Source organism: Amycolatopsis sp. NBC_00355 (genome assembly GCF_036104975.1).
In the GTDB taxonomy this organism is placed as follows: Bacteria; Actinomycetota; Actinomycetes; order Mycobacteriales; family Pseudonocardiaceae; genus Amycolatopsis.
The window spans coordinates 6,538,982-6,558,916 of sequence record NZ_CP107982.1 but is presented as its reverse complement, the minus strand read 5'-3'; the positions used below and the strand labels follow the sequence as shown (position 1 = coordinate 6,558,916).

Annotated in this window: 22 protein-coding genes and 1 pseudogene; 19 read left to right on the top strand and 4 right to left on the bottom strand. The window is 71.8% G+C overall.

Going from position 1 to position 19,935, the window contains the following annotated elements:
- Nucleotides 1-157: 157 nt before the first annotated feature.
- The 4 genes from OHS18_RS29735 to OHS18_RS29720 all read left to right on the top strand — a co-directional run bounded on the left by OHS18_RS29735 (nucleotide 158) and on the right by OHS18_RS29720 (nucleotide 5,761).
- On the top strand, nucleotides 158-643 hold the full coding sequence (locus tag OHS18_RS29735; protein ID WP_328613126.1) for a MarR family winged helix-turn-helix transcriptional regulator: 486 nt from the start codon (nucleotides 158-160) through the stop codon (nucleotides 641-643).
- Between the two features lie 99 nt (nucleotides 644-742).
- A complete protein-coding gene (locus OHS18_RS29730; RefSeq protein WP_328613125.1) occupies nucleotides 743-1,930 on the top strand; it encodes an MFS transporter in 1,188 nt (395 codons plus the stop codon).
- A 96-nt stretch (nucleotides 1,931-2,026) separates the two neighbouring features.
- Complete coding sequence (clpB, locus tag OHS18_RS29725) at nucleotides 2,027-4,621, top strand: ATP-dependent chaperone ClpB (RefSeq protein ID WP_328613124.1); 2,595 nt, start codon at nucleotides 2,027-2,029, stop codon at nucleotides 4,619-4,621.
- Between the two features lie 378 nt (nucleotides 4,622-4,999).
- Nucleotides 5,000-5,761 (top strand): hypothetical protein, encoded by a 762-nt coding sequence (locus OHS18_RS29720; RefSeq protein ID WP_328613123.1) that lies wholly within the window; start codon nucleotides 5,000-5,002, stop codon nucleotides 5,759-5,761.
- On the opposite strand, the gene OHS18_RS29715 is transcribed toward OHS18_RS29720, so the two are convergent.
- Nucleotides 5,758-6,456 carry a hypothetical protein gene (locus OHS18_RS29715; protein ID WP_328613122.1) on the bottom strand — a complete coding sequence of 233 codons (699 nt, stop codon included), beginning with the start codon at nucleotides 6,454-6,456 and terminating at the stop codon, nucleotides 5,758-5,760. The two genes, OHS18_RS29720 and OHS18_RS29715, sit on opposite strands and share 4 nt — an antisense overlap.
- On the opposite strand from OHS18_RS29715, the gene OHS18_RS29710 reads away from it, so the two are divergent.
- From OHS18_RS29710 to pyrE, 4 genes are all read left to right on the top strand, one after another.
- Nucleotides 6,455-7,360 carry an SDR family NAD(P)-dependent oxidoreductase gene (locus OHS18_RS29710; RefSeq protein ID WP_442875285.1) on the top strand — a complete coding sequence of 302 codons (906 nt, stop codon included), beginning with the start codon at nucleotides 6,455-6,457 and terminating at the stop codon, nucleotides 7,358-7,360. The genes OHS18_RS29715 and OHS18_RS29710 overlap by 2 nt on opposite strands.
- Before the next feature lie 75 nt (nucleotides 7,361-7,435).
- Complete coding sequence (locus tag OHS18_RS29705) at nucleotides 7,436-8,197, top strand: ABC transporter ATP-binding protein (protein WP_328613120.1); 762 nt, start codon at nucleotides 7,436-7,438, stop codon at nucleotides 8,195-8,197.
- Nucleotides 8,197-10,644 (top strand): ABC transporter permease, encoded by a 2,448-nt coding sequence (locus tag OHS18_RS29700; protein WP_328613119.1) that lies wholly within the window; start codon nucleotides 8,197-8,199, stop codon nucleotides 10,642-10,644. The genes OHS18_RS29705 and OHS18_RS29700 overlap by 1 nt, the downstream gene beginning before the upstream one ends.
- A gap of 27 nt (nucleotides 10,645-10,671) precedes the next feature.
- Nucleotides 10,672-11,238 (top strand): orotate phosphoribosyltransferase, encoded by a 567-nt coding sequence (gene pyrE / locus OHS18_RS29695; RefSeq protein WP_328447091.1) that lies wholly within the window; start codon nucleotides 10,672-10,674, stop codon nucleotides 11,236-11,238.
- A gap of 76 nt (nucleotides 11,239-11,314) precedes the next feature.
- Here pyrE and OHS18_RS29690 read toward each other — a convergent pair whose 3' ends face one another.
- On the bottom strand, nucleotides 11,315-11,503 hold the full coding sequence (locus OHS18_RS29690; protein WP_247059337.1) for a CsbD family protein: 189 nt from the start codon (nucleotides 11,501-11,503) through the stop codon (nucleotides 11,315-11,317).
- A 158-nt stretch (nucleotides 11,504-11,661) separates the two neighbouring features.
- On the opposite strand from OHS18_RS29690, the gene OHS18_RS29685 reads away from it, so the two are divergent.
- Genes OHS18_RS29685 through OHS18_RS29670 form a run of 4 tightly spaced genes read left to right on the top strand, consistent with a single transcriptional unit; the run spans nucleotide 11,662 to nucleotide 13,428 of the window.
- On the top strand, nucleotides 11,662-12,228 hold the full coding sequence (locus OHS18_RS29685; RefSeq protein ID WP_328447093.1) for an RNA polymerase sigma factor: 567 nt from the start codon (nucleotides 11,662-11,664) through the stop codon (nucleotides 12,226-12,228).
- On the top strand, nucleotides 12,219-12,776 hold the full coding sequence (locus OHS18_RS29680; protein WP_328447095.1) for an Asp23/Gls24 family envelope stress response protein: 558 nt from the start codon (nucleotides 12,219-12,221) through the stop codon (nucleotides 12,774-12,776). Before OHS18_RS29685 ends, OHS18_RS29680 begins: the two co-directional genes overlap by 10 nt.
- Complete coding sequence (locus OHS18_RS29675; RefSeq protein WP_328447097.1) at nucleotides 12,773-13,135, top strand: Asp23/Gls24 family envelope stress response protein; 363 nt, start codon at nucleotides 12,773-12,775, stop codon at nucleotides 13,133-13,135. Before OHS18_RS29680 ends, OHS18_RS29675 begins: the two co-directional genes overlap by 4 nt.
- Nucleotides 13,132-13,428, top strand: coding sequence for a hypothetical protein (locus OHS18_RS29670; protein WP_328447099.1), 297 nt, complete (start codon nucleotides 13,132-13,134; stop codon nucleotides 13,426-13,428). The genes OHS18_RS29675 and OHS18_RS29670 overlap by 4 nt, the downstream gene beginning before the upstream one ends.
- A gap of 49 nt (nucleotides 13,429-13,477) precedes the next feature.
- On the opposite strand, the pseudogene OHS18_RS29665 reads toward OHS18_RS29670, so the two are convergent.
- Nucleotides 13,478-13,957: pseudogene (locus tag OHS18_RS29665) on the bottom strand (transposase); the annotation flags it as partial.
- 338 nt (nucleotides 13,958-14,295) lie between these two features.
- Between OHS18_RS29665 and OHS18_RS29660 the strand changes: the two are divergent.
- The 7 genes from OHS18_RS29660 (at nucleotide 14,296) to OHS18_RS29630 (ending at nucleotide 17,733) form a co-directional block, all read left to right on the top strand.
- A complete protein-coding gene (locus OHS18_RS29660) occupies nucleotides 14,296-14,745 on the top strand; it encodes an Asp23/Gls24 family envelope stress response protein (protein WP_328447101.1) in 450 nt (149 codons plus the stop codon).
- 2 nt (nucleotides 14,746-14,747) lie between these two features.
- The gene (locus OHS18_RS29655) at nucleotides 14,748-14,930 is read left to right on the top strand and encodes a hypothetical protein (RefSeq protein ID WP_328447103.1); all 183 of its coding nucleotides are present in this window, start codon (nucleotides 14,748-14,750) and stop codon (nucleotides 14,928-14,930) included.
- A 2-nt stretch (nucleotides 14,931-14,932) separates the two neighbouring features.
- On the top strand, nucleotides 14,933-15,286 hold the full coding sequence (locus OHS18_RS29650) for an Asp23/Gls24 family envelope stress response protein (protein WP_328447105.1): 354 nt from the start codon (nucleotides 14,933-14,935) through the stop codon (nucleotides 15,284-15,286).
- Nucleotides 15,283-15,804, top strand: coding sequence for a DUF6286 domain-containing protein (locus OHS18_RS29645; RefSeq protein WP_328447107.1), 522 nt, complete (start codon nucleotides 15,283-15,285; stop codon nucleotides 15,802-15,804). Before OHS18_RS29650 ends, OHS18_RS29645 begins: the two co-directional genes overlap by 4 nt.
- Nucleotides 15,801-16,358: an alkaline shock response membrane anchor protein AmaP gene (locus tag OHS18_RS29640; protein WP_328447108.1), complete on the top strand. Its 558-nt coding sequence runs from the start codon at nucleotides 15,801-15,803 to the stop codon at nucleotides 16,356-16,358. The genes OHS18_RS29645 and OHS18_RS29640 overlap by 4 nt, the downstream gene beginning before the upstream one ends.
- A 313-nt stretch (nucleotides 16,359-16,671) precedes the next feature.
- On the top strand, nucleotides 16,672-17,061 hold the full coding sequence (locus OHS18_RS29635) for a DUF2784 domain-containing protein (RefSeq protein WP_328447110.1): 390 nt from the start codon (nucleotides 16,672-16,674) through the stop codon (nucleotides 17,059-17,061).
- 15 nt (nucleotides 17,062-17,076) lie between these two features.
- Nucleotides 17,077-17,733 (top strand): TrmH family RNA methyltransferase, encoded by a 657-nt coding sequence (locus tag OHS18_RS29630; protein WP_328613118.1) that lies wholly within the window; start codon nucleotides 17,077-17,079, stop codon nucleotides 17,731-17,733.
- Nucleotides 17,734-17,745: 12 nt separating this feature from the next.
- Here the strand turns inward: OHS18_RS29630 and OHS18_RS29625 are convergent, their stop codons facing one another.
- Nucleotides 17,746-19,884, bottom strand: coding sequence for a molybdopterin-dependent oxidoreductase (locus tag OHS18_RS29625; protein WP_328613117.1), 2,139 nt, complete (start codon nucleotides 19,882-19,884; stop codon nucleotides 17,746-17,748).
- Nucleotides 19,885-19,935 lie beyond the last annotated feature (51 nt).

The following is a 19,935-nucleotide window of genomic DNA, read 5'->3' as shown; positions in this document are numbered from 1 at the left end:
GCGGCCGGGCGCCCTTTTGCCCGCATTGTTGCTCCGACCGGGTGTACTCGCCCCGGTGACGGCGTGGGCGACCTCACCGGTCCGATGCTTGCCCTGCGCAAGTGTCCGGCAATAAACTTGTATTGAACAACTAACAGGCAGTACCGGGAGGGTTCCGATGAGCTTCGACGACACCGAGGACGACGTCCGGGTCGAGCTCATGCGCGAGCTCAAAACGGCGTCGCAGCTCCAGCACGCCTGGGTCATGCAGGCCTGGCAGGACCAGCCGGGACTGCACCCCGCGGCCGCGATGCTGCTGTCCGACCTGTCGAAGAACGGCGAGGCGCGGCCGTCCGAGCTGGCGAAACGCCGGTTCGTCGACCTGTCCGTCGTCAGCAGGCAGATCACGCAGCTCTCCGCCGCCGGCTTGATCGACCGCCGTCCCGCGCCCGAGGACGGCCGGGCGACGCTGGTGAGCGTCTCCGAGAAGGGCCGCGACGCGCTGTCCCACTGGCGGACCAACTACCTCGAGTTCATGGAGCAGGCCCTCGGCGGCTGGGACGACGCGCGCGTCACCGACCTCACCGGGCGGCTCGCGGAGATGAACACCGACCTCCGCCGCGCACTCGGCAGCGCCGCGTGCCTCGCTGACACGACCAAGTGACGGGCAGGCAATCGGTCACACCGCCAGTTGCATTCGGCGTGACCGATTGTCTCCGTTCGGTCCTGACTTCCCGGTGCTGCGCAGAGTTAACGTCGATGGGTGACGCGTAGCCGGGTCGCACTGCTGTGCGCGTTGGGGATCGACAACTTCGGCTCAGGTCTTTTTCTCCCGCTCGCCCTGGTCTACGTGACCCAGGCGGTCGGCGTGCCGCTCGCCGTCGCGGGCACGGCGGTCACCCTCGGTACGGTCGGTGGCCTGGTCGTGCCGCCGCTGGCCGGCCGGCTCGTGGACCGCGTCGGGCCGCGCGTCGTCGTCATCTGCGCCCAGCTGCTGCAAGCCGCCGGGGCCGGCGCGTACCTCCTGGCCGACGGCGCCGGGACGGTGGTGTTCGCCGCGGTCCTGCTCGCCGCCGGGCAGCAGCTGTTCTACAGCTCCCTGTTCGTGCTCATCGCCGACGTCGCGGGCGACGTCCCGAAGGATCGGCCGTTCGCCGAGGCGGGGATGGTGCGGGCCGGCTGTTTCGGCCTCGGCGGCCTGGTGGCGGGGGTCCTGCTGACCTGGCGGGGCACGGACGGGTACCGGGTCGCGCTCCTGCTGGACGTCGGCACGTTCGTCGTCGCCGCCGGCATCCTCGGCTTCTGCGTCCGGCTGACGCGGCCGCACCAGCGGGACTGCGACCGGCCCGCGCGGGTGCTGCGCAACCGGCCCTACCTCGCGTTGATCCTGTTCAGCGGCCTCTTCGGGCTCTCGCTGGACTTCTTCCTGATCGGCACGCCGGTGTTCGTCCTCGACCGGCTGCACGGCCCGGCCTGGCTGCCGGGCGCGATCCTCGCCCTGCTCACCGTGCTGACCAGCGTCGGCGGCACGCTCGCGCTGCGGCTGACGGCGAAGCTGACCCGGATCGGCGCGATGCGGGCCGGCTCGGCGCTGTTCGCCGCTTGGTGCCTGGTCAGCCTCGGTGTCCTGCTCGTCCCCGACGACTGGCGGGTGGTCTACCTGCTGGCCTCGACGCTGGTGTTCGCTGCCGGCGACCTGGTCTTCGGGCCGCGATCGGGGGCGCTGGCCGAGGCCGCGGCACCTCCGGACGCCCGCGGGCGTTATCTGGCTGCGTACCAGTACGCGTTCACCATGGCGCAGGTCCTGGCGCCCGCCGTGGTGGCCTTGTTCTCGGTCGCCGACTGGTTACCCTGGGTGCTGGTCGGGGTGTGCGCCGGCCTCGCCGTCGCCGGGCTCGGGACGCTCGCACCCCGGCTTCCGGCGAAAGCGGTCGCACCCGGGCAAAGTTGAGCGGAACAGACTCAAGTCTTCGTGCGTTGTATCAGACGATGGGTCTCGGCCAGGCCTGTCACCAGGACTTTCTTGTAATCGAGCATGAGGTGAGGGATGGACGCTTTCAACCCGACCACGAAGACCCAGCAGGCGATCTCGTCCGCGGCGCAGGCGGCCACCATGGCCGGCAACCCGCACGTTGCGGCCGCCCACCTGCTGGGCGCCCTGCTGGCGCAGGGTGAGGGGCTGACCGCGCCGCTGCTGACCGCGGTCGGGGCCGACCCGGAGGTGGTGCACAAGGAGCTCGAGCCGATCACCGCGGCGCTGCCGTCGGCGACCGGCGCGACCGTGTCGAGCCCGCAGTTCGACACCTTCGCCGTGAAGTCGCTGACGCACGCCCAGAAGCTGGCGACCGAGCTGGGCGACGAGTACGTCTCGACCGAGCACCTGCTGGTCGGGCTCGCCACCGAAGGCGGCCAGGTGGCCGACCTGCTCAAGCGGCACGGCGCCACCCCGGACGCGCTTCGGGAGGCGTTCGCCAAGGTCCGCGGGTCCGCCCGGATCACCAGCGCGGACCCGGAGAGCACGTTCAAGGCGCTGGAGAAGTACGGCGTCGACCTCACCGCGCGCGCCCGCGCCGGCGAACTCGACCCGGTCATCGGCCGGGACACCGAGATCCGCCGGGTCGTGCAGGTGCTCTCGCGGCGCACCAAGAACAACCCGGTCCTGATCGGCGAGCCCGGCGTCGGCAAGACGGCCATCGTCGAAGGCCTGGCCCAGCGGATCATCGCCGGCGACGTCCCCGAGTCGCTGCGCGGCAAGCGCGTCATCGCCCTCGACCTCGGGTCGATGGTGGCCGGCGCGAAGTTCCGCGGCGAGTTCGAAGAGCGGCTGAAGGCCGTGCTCAAGGAGATCACCGACTCCGCGGGTGAGGTCGTCACCTTCATCGACGAGCTGCACACCATCGTCGGCGCCGGCGCGACCGGCGAAGGCGCGATGGACGCGGGCAACATGATCAAGCCGATGCTCGCCCGCGGTGAGCTGCGGATGGTCGGCGCGACCACGCTCGACGAGTACCGCCAGCACATCGAGAAGGACGCCGCCCTCGAGCGGCGCTTCCAGCAGGTGCTGGTCGGCGAGCCGTCGCCGGAGGACACCATCGCGATCCTTCGCGGGCTGAAGGAGCGCTACGAGGTGCACCACGGTGTCCGGATCACGGACGCCGCGCTGGTCGCCGCCGCGACGCTGTCCGACCGCTACATCACCGCGCGCTTCCTGCCGGACAAGGCCATCGACCTGGTCGACGAGGCCGCGTCCAAGCTGCGCATGGAGATCGACTCGCGGCCAGTGGAGATCGACGAGGTCGAACGCGCCGTGCGCCGCCTGGAGATCGAGGAGATGGCGCTCGCCAAGGAGAGCGACGCCGCGTCCAAGGACCGGCTCAACGCGTTGCGCGCCGAACTGGCCGAGAAGCGCGAGGCGCTGACCGCGCTCACCGCGCGCTGGCAGAACGAGAAGGGCTCCATCGAGAAGGTCCGCGAGCTCAAGGAGCAGCTGGAGCAGCTGCGCGGCGAGTCCGAGCGCGCCGAGCGCGACGGTGACCTGGGCAAGGCCGCCGAGCTGCGCTACGGCCGGATCCCGGCGCTGGAGAAGGAGTTCGAGGCCGCGACGGCCGCGAACGAGGCGAGCCAGCAGAACGTGATGCTCAAGGAAGAGGTCGGGGCCGACGACGTCGCGGACGTCGTGGCCGCGTGGACCGGCATCCCGGCCGGCCGGCTGCTCGAAGGCGAGACCGGCAAGCTGCTGCGGATGGAAGAGGAGCTGGGCCAGCGGGTCATCGGGCAGGCCGAAGCCGTGCAGGTCGTGGCGGACGCGGTGCGCCGCGCCCGGGCCGGCGTCGCCGACCCGGACCGGCCGACCGGGTCGTTCCTGTTCCTCGGCCCGACCGGCGTCGGCAAGACCGAGCTGGCCAAGGCGCTGGCGGAGTTCCTGTTCGACGACGAGCGGGCGATCCAGCGGATCGACATGAGCGAGTACGCCGAGAAGCACTCGGTGGCGCGCCTGGTCGGCGCCCCGCCAGGTTACGTCGGGTACGACCAGGGCGGGCAGCTGACCGAAGCCGTCCGGCGCCGGCCGTACTCGGTGGTGCTGCTCGACGAGGTCGAGAAGGCCCACCCGGACGTCTTCGACGTGCTGCTGCAGGTCCTCGACGACGGGCGGCTGACCGACGGCCAGGGAAGGACGGTCGACTTCCGGAACACCATCCTGATCCTGACCTCGAACCTCGGTTCGCAGGCCATCGCCGACCCTTCGCTGGACGAACGCCAGCGGCGGGACGCGGTGCTGAACGTGGTGCAGCGGCAGTTCAAGCCGGAGTTCCTCAACCGGCTCGACGACATCGTCGTGTTCCACTCGCTCGGCACCGAGCAGCTGACGTCCATTGTGGACATCCAGGTGGCCCGGCTGGCCGCGCGGCTGGCCCAGCGCCGGCTGCACCTGGAGGTCACCGACGGCGCCCGCGAGTGGCTCGCCCTCAACGGCTTCGACCCGATCTACGGCGCCCGCCCGCTCCGGCGGCTGGTCCAGTCGGCGATCGGCGACAAGCTGGCGAAGGAACTGCTGTCGGGCGAGGTCCGCGACGGCGACACGGTCCGGGTCGACATCCCGGACATCGAGGCGGGCAACGCGCTGACGGTGACCCGCGTCTGACCTCGTGAGTGGCCGGCCGGGTGCCGGCCACTCGCGACTGTTCACCCGGCCAACCGGCGCTCGCCTTTGTCAGGCGGCGCCGGTTGGCCCGTTTTCGTCCACAGTGGCCGGCTGCGGGGTCGAGGTCGTCGTCACCGACGCGGGACGTGCACCGGCCGCCCGCGCGCGGCCGGTGCACACCGCCGCCGTACCCGCTCACCTGGTCCAACCGCTCGGAAAGGCCGACCGGGCCACGTTCTTCGCGTGCCTTGCAGCCCTGGCCGAATCGCGAGATTAAGCGATTTGTCGACGTAACAGACGAGAAATGCTCCGAACGGGCGCGGCGACACGGGTACCGTCGCTCATCTCTTCGGCGTAGCAGGCGATACCCTGGCGATCGTGGGTATTCCGGCGTGGATCTGGTTCGTCATCGCGGCCGTCGCCCTGGTGGCGGGGCTGGGGCTGCTCGCCGCCGATCGGGCGAAGGAGGGCTCGCGCAACCGCGAGCGCATGCGCTGGGCACAGTTGCGCGGCTGGCAGTTCGTCGAAGAGGACGAGCGGCTGCCGCAGCAGTGGTCCAACGGTGCGATCGGCTACTTCGGCGCGGACGCCGCCGTCAACGTCGTCGCGGGCTCGACCTTCACCTCCGACGGCCGCCGTCCCGTGTTCATCTTCGACATCGAGTCCGAGGGGCAGATCCCGGCGGTCGTCGTCGCCGTGCGCTGCAACAAGAAGCACAAGATCCCGATCGAGATGTGGCTGTCGAGCGTGCCGTTCCAGCGCGCCGACATGCCCGAGATGCTCGGTCCGATCGGCTCTCGCTACGCCTTCGCCGACGACGCCGACGGCGCCCGTGCGGTGATCACCCAGGAGCTCGTCGACGCCGCTGACCAGCTCGGCGGCGACGTCGGCGTGGCGTGGCTCGAGGCCGAGTGGGTGCTCGCCAGCGTCGTCCCGACCGCCGGCCCGTCACGGCTCGAGCGCCTGCTGCGGGACCTCGGCGAGATCGCGGACATCGTCGACCCGTTCGACGAGGACTACGACGCCGGCCGCCACCAGGCGGGTGCGCCGATCCCCGCCGTGGGCACCGCGCCGGGCACCCCGGCCGCCGGGATCCCGGCGCAGCCGCCGCCGCCCGCGGACCAGCCGACGAAGGACTAGAGCACCGGCCGGTCCCGCACGCTCACCGACACCGAAGGGTGCTGGTCGAGCGTGCCGCGCACCGACGTCGTGCTGCCCTGGACGTGGACGACGTGGTCGACCCCGAAGTCGCCGCCGAACGAGCCCGACGTGAGGCTCTGCGACGTCTTGACCAGGCCGGACGCCGGACCCAGCTCACCGCCCACCTCGTGCCTCTGCCCGACGTCGAGCACGCCCCGGAAGCTGCCGATGACGTGCTGCTCCGACGTCGTGCCCACCGCGCCCAGCTGGCCGAGGTCGACGGCTTGCCCGGACGAGCGGCGGGCGGCGATCCCGCCCGTGAGGTCTCCGGTGAACAGCCCGGTGTCGAGCTGCTCGGCGTGCTCGCTCAGGACGTCGATCCCGTGGCCCAGCCAGACGCCCTGGTGAGCGCTCTCGGCGACCCCCGCGCGGTTGCCGCTCGTGGCGACGGCCTCGGTGCGGTCGGAGACGAGCCGGGCGTCCCCGAGCCGCTTGCCGACGACGTCGCGGCGGGTCGCGGAGAGGGCGTCACCGTCGTTGTTCAGCGTGGTGGTGTGCCGGTGGTCGATCGGCAGCGCCAGGTCGGACGGCGCGGCGAACGCGGCGACGGGGGCGGCGAAGAGGAGGGCGACGGGCGCCGCGCCGGCGGCGACCCTGGGCAGATAGCCGCTCTTGCGCCTGCTGTGCTTACCCATGCCGGGGACGATAACCCGGGCGCCAAACGGCTGCACCTCGGGCCCTGACCAGCGGGTATGGTTCACCCACATGACCACCACCAACTTCTTTGCCGGGGGTCCGGGTGGCGGAGCCCCCGGCCCGGGGCGAAGCCCCGGACGTCGCACCGCCGTGATCACCGGAGCCACCGCGGGCATCGGCGCGCAGTTCGCGCGCACGCTCGCCGCCGAGAAGTACGACCTGGTGCTCGTCGCCCGCGACGCCGCGCGACTGGAGGCCTACGCCGCCGACCTGCGGGAACGGTACGGCGTCGCCGTCGAGGTGCTGCCCGCCGACCTGTCCGAAGTGGACGGACGCGCCGCCGTCGAGGAGCGGCTGGCCGCCGGCCCGATCGACCTGCTGGTCAACAACGCCGGGTTCGGCCTGGGCGGCGACTTCTGGACCGTCTCGCCCGACGCGCTCCAGCGCCAGCTCGACGTCAACGTCACCGCGGTCCTGCGGCTGACCCGCGCGGTGCTGCCCGGCATGGTCGAGCGCGGCCGCGGTGACGTCATCCAGGTCAGCAGCGTCGCGGGCTTCTTCAGCGGCCGCGGCTCGACGTACACCGCGAGCAAGAACTGGGTCACGTCGTTCACCGAAGGCATCGCCGCGTCATTGCCGAAGGGCGTCCGGATGATGGCGCTCTGCCCGGGGTTCACCGCGACCGAGTTCCACGAGCGCGCCGGCATCGACAAGCCGGGCCCGAAGATCGCCTGGCTGGGCGTCGAACAGGTGGTCAACGAGGCGCTCGCCGACCTGCGCCGCGGCAAGGTGATCTCGGTGCCGAGCCTGCAGTACAAGGCCGTCGTCGCGATCGGCGGCCTGCTGCCGCGCGCGGTGCTGCGCAAGATCAGCGGCGGCTTCGGCGGCAAGGGCCGCACCTGAGTAGGGCTGTCCCTACCTTCGAAACGCGCGTCTGCACCAGGGAGGTCCGGGCGCTACCTGCCTAGCGTTGTTCCCATGACAACTGGGTGGCACGAGGCAGCCGACGCGGTCCGGCTCGAAGCCGTGCGCAAGGAGTACGGCGAAGGCGTGGTCGCGCTGGACGGGGTCTCGATCTCCTTCCCCCGCGGCGGTTTCACGGCTGTGATGGGCCCGTCGGGCTCGGGCAAGAGCACGTTCCTGCACTGCGCGGCGGGCCTCGACCGGCCGACGTCGGGCCGGGTCGTGCTCGACGGGCAGGACCTCGACGGCAAGAGCGAGACCTACCTGACCAAGCTGCGGCGCGACCGCGTCGGCTTCGTGTTCCAGGCGTTCAACCTGCTCCCGGCGCTGACGGTCGAGCAGAACGTCGTCCTGCCGCTGCAGCTGGCCGGGAAGCGCGCGGACAAGCGGCTCGTCCAGCGGATCCTGACGCACGTCGGGCTCGACGGGCGCCGCAAGCACCTGCCCGGGCAGCTCTCCGGCGGGCAGCAGCAGCGCGTCGCGATCGCGCGCGCCCTGGTCACCGACCCGGCCGTGCTGTTCGCCGACGAGCCGACCGGCGCGCTCGACACCCGCACCGCCGCCGACGTCCTGGGCCTGCTGCGCGAGTCCGTCCGGGCGTCGGGCCAGACGGTGATCATGGTGACGCACGACCCGGTCGCCGCGTCCTACGCCGACGACGTCGTGTTCCTGGCCGACGGCCGGATCGCCGGGCGGCTGTCCCGGCCGACCGCGGCGGCCGTCGCCGAGCGGATGACCCACCTCGGCGCCTGGGACCGGTCGGAGGTGCGGGTCTGATGTTCAAGCTCGCACTGCGCACCCTGCGCCAGCGCAAGGGCGCTTTCCTGGCGACGTTCGTCGCCGTGTTCTTCGGCGCGCTGATCGTCTCGGCGTGCGGTGGCCTGATGGAGTCGGGCATCCGGTCCGAGACGCCGGTGCAGCGGCTGGCCGCGGCGCCGATCGTCGTCGGCGGGCAGCAGACGCTCAAGCTGCCGGAAGACGACCCGGCGACCCTCGACCCCGAGGACAAGCACAAGTTCGAGAACGGCACCCTGGCCGAGCGCGTCCGCGTGGACGCCACACTGGCCGACCGCATCCGCGCGGTCCCCGGCGTCACGAACGTCGTCGGCGAGGTCAGCTTCGCCGCGCAGATCGGCTCCGCGAGCGCCCTCGGGCACGCCTGGGACTCGGCCGTGCTGACGCCGTACACGTTGCAGGGCCAGGCGCCGAAGCCCGGCGAAGTCGTGGCGGACGCCGGGCTGGGGCTCGCCGTCGGCGCCACGCTGCCCGTCGCGGCGCACGGCGAGGTCGCCCAGTACCGCGTCTCCGGCATCGCCACCGCGCCACAGCCGATGCGGGACCCGGCCGTGTTCTTCGCGCCTTCGGACGCCGAACGCCTGGCCGGGCACCCCGGCCGGTTCGACACGATCGGGGTCTTCGGCGGTGACGTCGCCGCGGTGACGTCGGCGGTCGGCGACGCCGGTGTGGTCCTGACCGGCAGCGACCGGGGCCTGCTGGAGTTCCCGGAGGTCGACAAGGGCGGCGAGAACCTCATCGTGCTGTCCGCGGTGTCCGGCGGGCTGTCGGCGTCGGTCATGGTGTTCGTCGTCGCCGGGACGCTCTCGCTGTCGACCCAGCAGCGCCAGCGCGAACTCGCGCTGCTGCGCGCGATCGGCACCACCCCGCGTCAGCTGCGGCGGATGGTCCTCGGCGAGGCGCTGGTCGTCGGGCTGCTCGCGGTGGGGGCCGCGATCGCCCTCGGCCCGGTGCTCGGACGGTGGCTGTTCGACCGGCTCGCGGCCAACCACGTCGTCCCCGACGTCCTGCGTTTCGAGCAGGGCTGGCTCCCGGCGACGGTCGCCGCGGGTGCGTCCTTGCTGGCCGTCGTCGGCGCCGCGTTCGTCGCGGGACGGCGCGCGTCGAAGGTCCGCCCGACCGAGGCGCTCGCCGAAGCCGCCGTCGAGCGGCGCTGGCTGACGCCGATCCGCCTGATCACGGCGATCCTGTGCTTCGGCGGCGGGACGGCCCTGGCCATCGTCACGGTCGCGGTGATGACCGGCCCGGTCGCGGCCAGCACGTCCGGCCCGGCGGTGATGCTGTGGGCGTTCGGCCTGGCGGCGATCAGCCCCGGCGTCACCAAGGTGATGGCGACGCTGCTGCGCTGGCCGGTGCAGGCGATCACCGGCGTCACCGGCCGGATCGCCATGCTCAACACCCGGGTCGTCGCGGTCCGGACGGCCGGCGCGGTCACCCCGATCATGCTCGCCGTCGGCATCGCGACCGCGAACATCTACCTGCAGACCACCCAGGAAGCCGTCTCGAACCAGGCCTACACCGAGGACCTGAGCGCGGACGCCGTCGTCGGTTCGCCGATCGGGCTCGACCCGTCGGTGGTCAGCCGGGTCCGCGCGGTCCCGGGCGTCGCCACGGCGTCGGAGTACGTCACGAGCACGGTGTTCATCGAGAAGCCGTTCGACTCGAACCAGGACAAGGACGGCTGGCCCGCCATCGGTGTCAGCGAGCTGACCGGCAACGCCGTCACCGTGCCGGACACGCTCGGCCGCCACGTCGGCGACACGCTGTCGCTGCGGCTCGGCGACGGCACCCCGGTGGACGTGCGGGTGGGGGCCGTCGTGCGGCAGCGCGCCGGGTTCGAGAACCTCGTCCTGCCCGCCGGACTGCTGGCGCCGCACACGACGATCGGGCTCGCCCCGCAACTGCTGGTCCGCGCCGCTCCCGGCGTCGACCCGGCGACGCTCACTTCGCACCTTCGCGAGGCGACAGCCGGGTTGCCGGTCCAGGTCGGCGATCGGGACGCGCTGATCGCGGCGCACGCGAAGGGCAACGAGGTCGGCGCCTGGGTCAACTACCTGCTCGTCGGGATGATCATCGCCTACACCGTGATCTCCGTGGTGAACACGCTGGTGATGGCGACCGGCAAGCGGCGCCGCGAGTTCGGGTTGCAGCGGCTGAGCGGGTTCACCCGCGGCCAGGTGCTGCGGATGGCCGGTGTCGAAGGCGGGCTGATCGCGACCATCGCGATCCTGCTCGGCACGGCGACGGCGGCCGGCGCGATCGTCCCGTTCTGCCTCGTGGTGACCGGTTCCGTGCTGCCGTCGGGGCCGCTCGCGATCTACCTGACGGTGCTCGCCGTCGCCGTAGTGCTTGCGCTGGTGGCGATCTTGGTCCCGGCCTGGGCGGCGACGCGCGGGCGTGCGGTCGACGCCACATCCATCGGGGAGTGAACCCGGTCGTGTGTAAGACTCACGGCCGTGGCGAACCCCGTTCTGGATCAAGCGGCGAAACTCGAACTGGCCAGGCTGGTCACCGATCTTTCCGTGGTGCACGGAAAAGTGACCCTGGCGTCCGGCAAGGAAGCCGACTACTACATCGATCTCCGGCGGGCGACGCTGCACCACGCGGCCGCGCCGTTGATCGGCAAGCTGCTGCGGCAGCTGACGGCGGACTGGGACTACGTGGCGGCCGGCGGGCTCACGCTCGGCGCCGACCCGGTCGCGCTGGCGATGCTGCACTCCGCGGCGACCGACGGTGTCGTGCTCGACGCGTTCGTCGTCCGGAAGGACACGAAAGCGCACGGGATGCAGCGGCGGATCGAGGGCATGGAGGTCCGGGGGCAGCGCGTGCTGGCCGTCGAGGACACCTCTACGACCGGCGGCAGCGTGCTCACCGCCGTCGAGGCGCTGCGTGAAGCCGGCGCCGACGTCATCGGCGTCGTCACGGTCGTCGACCGCGACACCGGCGCGCGCGAGGCCATCGAGAAGGAAGGCCTGCCGTACCGGTACATCCTCGGCCTGGACGACCTGGGCCTGAAGGGCTGAACCCCGTCAGTCCGTGAAGGCCTCCTTGAGGGACTCAGAGTCCCTCAAGGAGGCCTTCACGGACTTGGGTGACAGCTCACTTCTTGCCGAAGAGGTCCTTCGCCGCGTCCTTGACGTGCTCGACGGCGTCCTTCAGACCGGCCTTCGCCTGGTCGCCCTGGCCCTCGGCCTTCAGCTGCTCGTCGCCGGTGACGTTCCCGGCGGTCTCCTTGGCCTTGCCGCCCAGGTCCTCGGCCTTGTTGCTGATCTTGTCGCCCAGCGACATGGTGTACCTCCCTCACCTCGGCGCCCCGGTCGGGCGCCTGTTGCCGGAAGGACCACCGCGGCGGCCGATCGTCACGGAGTCGCACGAGTGATGGCTGTCACCCACAATCAGGGCGTGACGTTTCCCGGGCTCAGGTGTCCTCTCTCCGAGGAGGTGCCGTGACGACGACCAGCGCGGAACCCGGCACGCCGCTCGACGACGCGACCCTGGTGGGCCGCGCGCGGGACGGCGACGTCCGGGCGTACGAACAGCTCGTGCTGCGCTACCAGGGCCCGATGTTCCGGCTCGCCGCGAAGATGCTCGCCAACCGCGGGGACGCCGAGGACGTCGTCCAGGAGGTGTTCCTCAACGCCTGGCGCAAGCTCGACCAGCTCGGCGAGGACGCCGCGTTCGTCGGCTGGCTCTACCGGGCCACGACGAACCGCTGCCTGAACGTCATCCGCGCGCGCCGGCCCCAGGCCGACGTCGACCTGGACACAGCGGAGTCGCCGCGCGGCGACCTCCAGCCCGAGCGGGCGGCGCAGGTGAGCGGCCAGCTCGCGGCGTTGAACACGGCCTTGGCGCAGCTCACCCCGGAACAGCGGGCGTGCTGGCTGCTGCGTGAGGTGCACGGCCGGTCCTACGAGGAGATCGGCGAAATCGTCGGCGTGAACGGCACCGCGGTGCGGGGCCGGATCGCGCGGGCCAGGGCACAGCTGGCGGAGGTGATGAAGCCATGGCGATGACGGACTACGAACTGCCCTGCGAACGCGATGTCGAGCAGGTGTGGGAGCGGCTCGACGCGGTCGGCGCCGGGCTGGCCGACGAGCACGAGCTGACCTGCCCGCACTGCCGCGCGGCGCGCGAGAGCCTGCTCGCGTTGCGCGAGGCGACGTCGGAACTGGTTCTCGAGCAGGACGCGCCGCCGCCGGACCTGTTCGGCCGGATCATGTCGGCCGTCCGGGCCGAGGTGCGGCGCGGGCAGATGGTGCCGCTGCCGACCCCGGAACCCGGGTTCGTCGAGATCAGCGAGCAGGCGGTGGCGGCGGTGCTGCGGTACGCGGCGGACACCGTCGAGGGCATCCGCGCGCGGCGCTGCCGGATCCGCGACGACGGCGCGGGCGTCGTCGAAGTCGAACTCACCCTTGCGGTGAGTTTCCGGAACGTTACGGGCGGTGAAGCGTTGTCGCTGGTGCGGGAGCGGGTGACCGCGGCGGCCGCGGCCCGGGTGGGCCTGACGCTGGCGAGACTCGACCTGCTGGTGGATGACGTCTACGGGGAGCCAGGGGAATGAGTGTGGAGTACGTCATCGCCGACCCGGTGATCGCCAGCGTGGCGGCCCGGGCGGCGATCACCGCGCCGGGCGTGGTGCGCCTGGAGCCGGGCCTGCGCGGACTGGTGACGGCGTGGACGCGAGCCGCCCGCCAGCGCTGGAAGGGCCTCGACCCGGCCCCGGCCGACGGCGTCCGCGTCCGCACGGTCGACGGCCGGCTGAGCGTCCAGGTGGACCTGGTCGCGTCGGGCATCGACCAGGCGGCGACGGTCGGCCGATCGGTGCAGCGCGCGGTGAGCCGGTACGTGACGTCGCAGACCGGCCTGGTCGTCGACGAGGTATCGGTGTCCATCATGGACATCGAAACGGCGAACCGGTGATCGCGGGCGAAGCGGTCGAGAAGATCGTCGTCGCGATCAAGGGCGTCCCCGGCCTCCGCCCGGCCACCCCGGTCTCCCCCGGGACGACGTGGCTCCCGGTGGACTGGGAGGGCATGGCCGTCGATCTGACACCGGAACTGGTGCAGATCCGCCTGATCGCGTCGCGGTTGCCGATCCCGCCGTTGCTGGACCGCGCGACGGAAGTGGTGCGCCCGGTGCTGGCGGGCACGGAGTGGGAGAACGCCCGGCTGCGCCTGGTGGTCACGGACCTCGACGGCGCGGCTTTCGCCTGAGACTGGCATTCGCCCCCAGCCCGCACATGCGCTCCTGGCGGGGTTCCGGCAACGTCGATCCAAGCGTCCGCCGGCCGTTTCCGGAACGGCGTTCGGGAATGGTCGCTGGGATGTGTCGTCGGCGTAGGTAGGAGCGGATGGCCCGGTTGGAATGGCCCTTGTCCGCCGGCACTCGGCTCGGCCGGGTCGGCGGACGGTCTGGACCCTGCCGACGGAACTCGATCCCGGCCATGGCCTGGGTGAACATTGTGCAGTCGTTGACGTTGCCGCCGGTCGACACGATCGACAAGGGCCGTCTGTGACCGTCGCAGGCGAGGTGGATCTTGGTGGTGGGTCGTCTCGGCGACCACCCGTACCTGTGCCACCGGGACGGGGTGCTGGTGCGTGATCAGCGCCAGAACCGGTTGTGGACCGTCTTCCACGGCCCGTACCGCTCCGGCAGGTCCCGCCAGGCCACCCCGGGCTTGGCCTTGCACAACATCCCGTTGATCACCCGCCGGTCATCGGTCAGCTCATGCCTGCGCACCACAACTCGAGCTCAAAGCAGGTCACATCACCTACTGCGAGGACAGGCCCTAGGGGGGCGTGCCCTTGTCCAGCGTATCGGCGCCCACCGACAGAACCGGTTTCCCGAAGCGAGAACCGCCGAGTTGTCCACATGTGGCTCACCCTGGGGACAACTCGGCCGGAAGGCCACGGATCCGGTTACAGAAAGCAGTTCGGGACGACCGGCGCCGTCGACGAGAGCCGAGACCCACGTCACACGATCGGGGCAGTGACGATCTCCCATCCCCGGTGTCCTTACCTACGAACCAGGCGGAAAGCCTGATTCCCCAGGGCATTTCCGGAACATCCGAGGAGGACCTCATGACCGCGACCGCCGAGAAGACCGTGGTGACCACCGCGAACGACGCCACCAGCGCGCTCGTCTCGAAGCAGGGCACCACCACCATCGCCGACACCGTCGTGCAGAAGATCGCCGGTCTCGCCGCCCGTGAGGTCAACGGGGTGTACGACCTCGGCGGCGGCGCCGCGCGGGCGCTCAGTGCCCTCCGCGACCGCATCCCCGGTGCGTCCGCCAGCGTCGGCCAGGGGGTTTCGGTCGAGGTCGGCGAGAAGCAGGCCGCCGTCGATCTGCAGCTGCTCGTCGAATACGGCGTCGCCATCGCGGATCTCGCGCGGGCCGTGCGCCGCAACGTGATCACCGCGATCGAGCAGATGACCGGGCTGGAGGTCGTCGAGGTGAACATCAACGTCAACGACGTCCACATCCCGGGTGACGACGACGCGCCCGTCGTCAGCGACCGGGTGCTCTGATCGTGAACGGCACCCTGATCGGCCTGCTCTTCGGCCTGGCACTGGGGTTCGCGGCCGCGTTCGGCGGGTTCGGCGCCTTCGTCGCCGTGCTCGTGCTGGGCGGCCTCGGCCTGCTCGTCGGCCGCTGGGCCGACGGCAAACTCGACCTGTCCGCCCTCGTCGGGGCCGCCCGGGATCGGAGGTGACCGTGTCCACGCCCACCGCTCGCCACCGTCGCGACGACCAGACGGCCGACGAGGAAGACGAGCGCGGCGAGACGACCGTCGAACCGCGTGCGGTCGGGCGCATCGCCGCCCGGGCCGCGCGGGAGGTCGACGGCGTCGCCGCCGACGTCACCGCCAAGGCCACAGTGGACGGTGAAGTGACCACTGTGGACATCCGGCTCCCGGTGGTCTACCCGGCGCCCGTCACCGGCACCGCCGACCGGGTCCGGGCCCACCTGCTCGGCCGCACCACCGAGCTCACCGGCCTTCGCACGCAGCGCGTCGACATCACGATCGCGCTGCCGCCGGTCGAACGGCCGAAGGGGCGCGTCCGATGAGGCGGCCACGGCGGAGCGTGCCGGCGGTGCTCACCGCGCTCGTCCTGCTCGCCGCCTGCGCGTTCGTCGTTACGGCGCTCGTCCAGCGGCTGCTCGGCGCGCCGCCGGTGCTGTCCTACGACGCGGTCGCCGCCCGCGTGCACGACACCTCCTGGAACGAACTGCCCGTGCTCGTCGGGGGCGGGGCAGCGGTTCTGGTGGGGTTCGCGCTGCTCGCGGCGGCCGTGCTGCGCGGCCGTCCGGTGGTGCTGCCGCTGGCGCCGGAGCCGGGGTTCGACACCGGCACCACGCGGCACGGCCTGCGGACGTCGCTGCGGGCGACCGCCGCGCGCGTCGACGGCGTCTCGGCGGCCGCGCTCAAGCTGCGCCGCCGCACCGTGCGGGTGAAGGTGAAGACCAGCCGGACGCGCACCGACGGGCTCGCCGACGCCGTCCGGTCCGCGCTCGAAACGCGGCTCGGCCAGGTCGGCCTGGCCACACCGCCGCGGGTCCGCGTCCGCGTGCGAGGTGCGCGATGAACCGGCCCGCCGCGCTCAACCGCGTCCTGCTCGCCCTGATCGGGCTCGTCCTGCTCGCCGCCGGCGGGTTCGCGCTGGCCACCCACTTCGGCCGGCTGCGTGTCCTCGACCCGGCGTCGTCGCTGGTCCCGGGCTCAACGGCGCCGCCGACCTGGGTGTTCTACGCGGCCATCGCGGTCGCCGTGGTGCTCGGCCTGCTGTGCCTGCGCTGGCTGGCCGCCCAGGCGTTCCGGCGGCCGAAGACCGTCTCCTGGCGGGCCGAGGACGTCGACGGCGACACCGTGCTGGACTCGGCCACGGCCGCCGCGCCGGTCGCGGCCGACGTCGAGGGCTACGACGGCGTCCGGTCCGCGTCGGCCTGGCTCACCGGACCGCGCGACGCGCCGGCGTTGTCGCTGGTCGTGACCACCGACCAGGACGCCGACGCCGGTGCGATCCGGGAGCGGATCGCCGGGCACGCCCTCCCGCGGCTGCGCCAGGCCCTGGAAGTGGACGCCCTGCCGGTGCGGCTCGAAGTTCGGCTGACGGCGAAATCCGGCGCTCGCGCGCGGTGATGTGGTGGCCGCCGGGGTTACCGTCGACGGATGGACGAGCAGCCGTCGACGCCCGGTGAGCCGCACCGCCCGGGGGACCCGAACCGGAAGAAACCGGACGGTGCGCCGGATCAGTACCCCCACGAAGAACCGACGAACTATCCGGCGAAACGCCCGCCCGAATTTCCACCCGGTGTGACCCCTCCGTCACCGCCCAGGTGAAGAAGTTGCTCCGGTGGGTTGAACATCACACGCCTGGGCATTCTTCGAGGAGGCCGATTCCGGGCAGCGGAGTAAAGTCGCTGGTAGGGGGATCGGGGTAAGGGGGTGGACGGTGGCGAAGTTCCTGGCCGACGTGACCGTTGCGGTGCACATTCTCGCCCTCTTCCTGATCGGGTTCGGCGGATTTCTCGCGTGGCGCTGGCCCAAGCTGATCTTCGTCCACATGTTCGCCGCGGCGTGGGGCATCCTGGTGAACGTCGCGCCGGTGCCGTGCCCGTTCACCGCGCTGGAGAACTACTTCCGCCACCAGCAGGGCCTCGGTGACCTGCCCGGCGGGTTCAACGCGTACTACCTCTACGACACGGTGTTCCCGCGCACGTGGCTGCCGGCGATCGGGATCGTCGCGATCATCGTCGTCGCCTACTCCTACGTCGGCGTGTACCACCGCCGGCACCGCGACCACCACGAGGACGCCCACGCGCACGCCGTCCACCTGGGTTAGGCGACAATCGACGCCGTGAGCACACCCCACGACGTCGGGCCCACCGAGTGGGTGAGCCGCGAAGAGGTCGGCGTCGGCCCCTGGCCGGGTGACTGGCCCACGGACGAGCGTTACGACCCGGACCTCCTGCGCGACGGCGACCGCCGCAACGTCGTCGACAAGTACCGCTACTGGCGCCGCGAGGCGATCGTGTCCGATGTGGACGCGCGCCGGCACCCGTTCCACGTCGCCATCGAGAACTTCCAGCACGACCACAACATCGGCACGGTCGTCCGCACGGCCAACGCCTTCGCCGCGGCCGAAGTCCACATCGTCGGCCGCCGCCGCTGGAACCGCCGCGGCGCGATGGTGACGGACCGCTACCAGCACCTCCGCCACCACGACGACGTCGCCGGTCTGCTCACCTTCGCGGCCGAGCAGGGCCTCGCGGTCGTAGCGGTCGACAACACGCCGGGGTCGCAGCCGGTCGAGACCGCCGACATCCCGCGCGAGTGCGTGCTGCTGTTCGGCCAGGAAGGGCCGGGTCTGTCGGAGGCCGCTCAGGCCACGGCGTCCCTGGTGGTCTCGATCGCCCAGTTCGGCACGACCCGCTCGATCAACGCGGGCGTCGCGGCGGGCATCGTGATGCACGCGTGGGTCCGGCAGCACGCGGACCTGTCCCAAGCCTGGTGACCAGCGCCTGTTCTAGGCCGGCGCGACCTCGACCGGGATGCCGTTCAGCACCGACGTCCCGGACGGCACGTCCAGCAGCGTCTCGTCGGCGACCAGGTTCGAGTTGACGCCCGGGTTCGCGCTCGCCACCCGCGTGCGCGAACCGGCCGCGTCGTGGCCCCAGCCGTGCGGGATGCTGATCACGCCCTCGCGGATCTCGTCCGTCACCTCCACCGGGACCTCGAGCTTCCCCGCCCGGGAGGTCACCGACGCGAGGCCGCCGTCGGTCAGGCCCAGCCGCGTCGCGTCGCTCGGGTGAACCTGGACCGTGCAGCGGTTTCCGCCGCGGACCAGCGGCGCCAGGTTGTGCATCCACGAGTTGTTCGAGCTCAGGTGCCGCCGGCCGATCAGCACCAGGCCGTCGTCGAGCGGGCGGCTCAGTTCCTCGCGCAGGCGAGGGACGTCCGCGACGATCGTCGGCGGCGCCAGCTCGATCCGCCCGGACGCCGTGCACAGCACCTCCGGGATCCGCGGCTTCAGCGGTCCGAAGTCCATGCCGTGCGGCGCGGCTTCGAGGTCGGCCAGCGTGACGTCGTACGGGCCGCCGCGCAGCATCAGGTCGACCAGCCGTGCCGGGCCCGTCCGGTCTCCGGTGAGCTCCACCTTGTTCCGCCGCGCGGTCTCGGCCGCGACGAAGTCGTCGAGCGCCGCGACGTCCGCCTCAGGCCCCTGACCGGTGACGATGCCGGTGAGCCGCAGCATGGTCTCCCACTCCTGCGGGAGTTTCGACGGCAGCGTCGGCGGTGTCCAGTTGGCGATGTTGCGCACCGAAAGCTGGTAGAAGGCCAGGTCGAAGTGCGGGCGCTCGAGCGGCGACGGCCCCGGCAGGATGACGTCGGCCTGGCGGGACGTCTCGTTGAGGTAGACGTCGACCGAGATCATGAAGTCGAGGCTCTCGATGGCCGCGGCCAGACGGCCTGCGTTCGGCGTGCTCAGGCACGGGTTGCCGCTGACCGTGATGAGCGCGCGGACCTGGCCTTCGCCGGGGGTTTCGATCTCGTCGGCCAGGGTCGCGACCGGCAGCTCGCCGACGACCTCGGGGTAGCCGCGCACGCGGCTGTGCCAGCGCCCGACGGCGAACGGCCGCTTGCTTCCGGTCGGGGTGCACGCGGCCAGCGGGAACATCGCGCCGCCGGGCTCGTCGAGGTTGCCGGTGAGCACGTTGAGGACGTCGACCAGCCAGCTCGCGATCGTGCCGAACGTCTGGGTCGTGGTGCCGATCCGCCCGTAGACCACGGCGTTCCCGGCGTCGGCCAGCTCCAGGGCCATCCGGCGGATCTCGCCGGCTTCGATGCCGGTGCGCGGCGCGACGGCCTCCGGGGTGAACGGCTGGGCCAGCGCACGGACGTCGTCGAGGCCGTTGAGGTGCGCCGCCAGCCGGCCGAGCTGGACGCGGTTCTCCGCGAACAGGACGTTGACCAGCGCGAACAGCAGCAGCGCGTCGGTGCCGGGCCGGATGGCGTGGTGCTCGTCGGCGAACTGCGCGGTGCGCGTGCGCCGCGGGTCGACGACGACGATCTTGCCGCCGCGCTCGCGGATCCCGCGCAGCCGGCCGCGCATGTCCGGCGCGGTCATCAGGCTGCCGTTGGACACCAGCGGGTTCGCGCCGAGGATCAGCAGGTGCCGCGTGCGGTCGAGGTCGGGCACGGGGATGGCGATCGGGTCGCCGAACATGGTGCCGGCGGAGTAGTGCTTCGGCATCTGGTCGACCGACGTCGCGCTGTAGAAGTTCTTGGTGCCCAACGCTTTGTAGAGCACGCGGCTGTAGAGCGTCAGCGCGATGTTGTGCACGCCTGGGTTGCCCGCGTACACGGCGACGGCGTTGCGGCCGTACTGCTCGAGGATCGGCGGCAGCCGGCGCTCGATCTCGTCGTAGGCCTCCTGCCAGCTGACCTCGACGAACTCGCCGTCGCGCTTGAGCAGCGGCGTGGTCAGCCGGTCGGGGTCGTGGTGCAGCGCCCCGAGCGACGCGCCCTTCGGGCAGATGTAGCCCTTCGAGAAGACGTCCTCCTGGTCGCCGGTCACGCGGGTGACCTGCTGGTTCTCGTCCAGCGTCACCTCGAGGCCGCAGGTCGCTTCGCACAGCGGGCAGGTGACGTGTGCCGTGGTCATGAGTACCTCGCAGGCCGTCGGGTCCTTCAACGTACCGAGCGGTATGTCGGT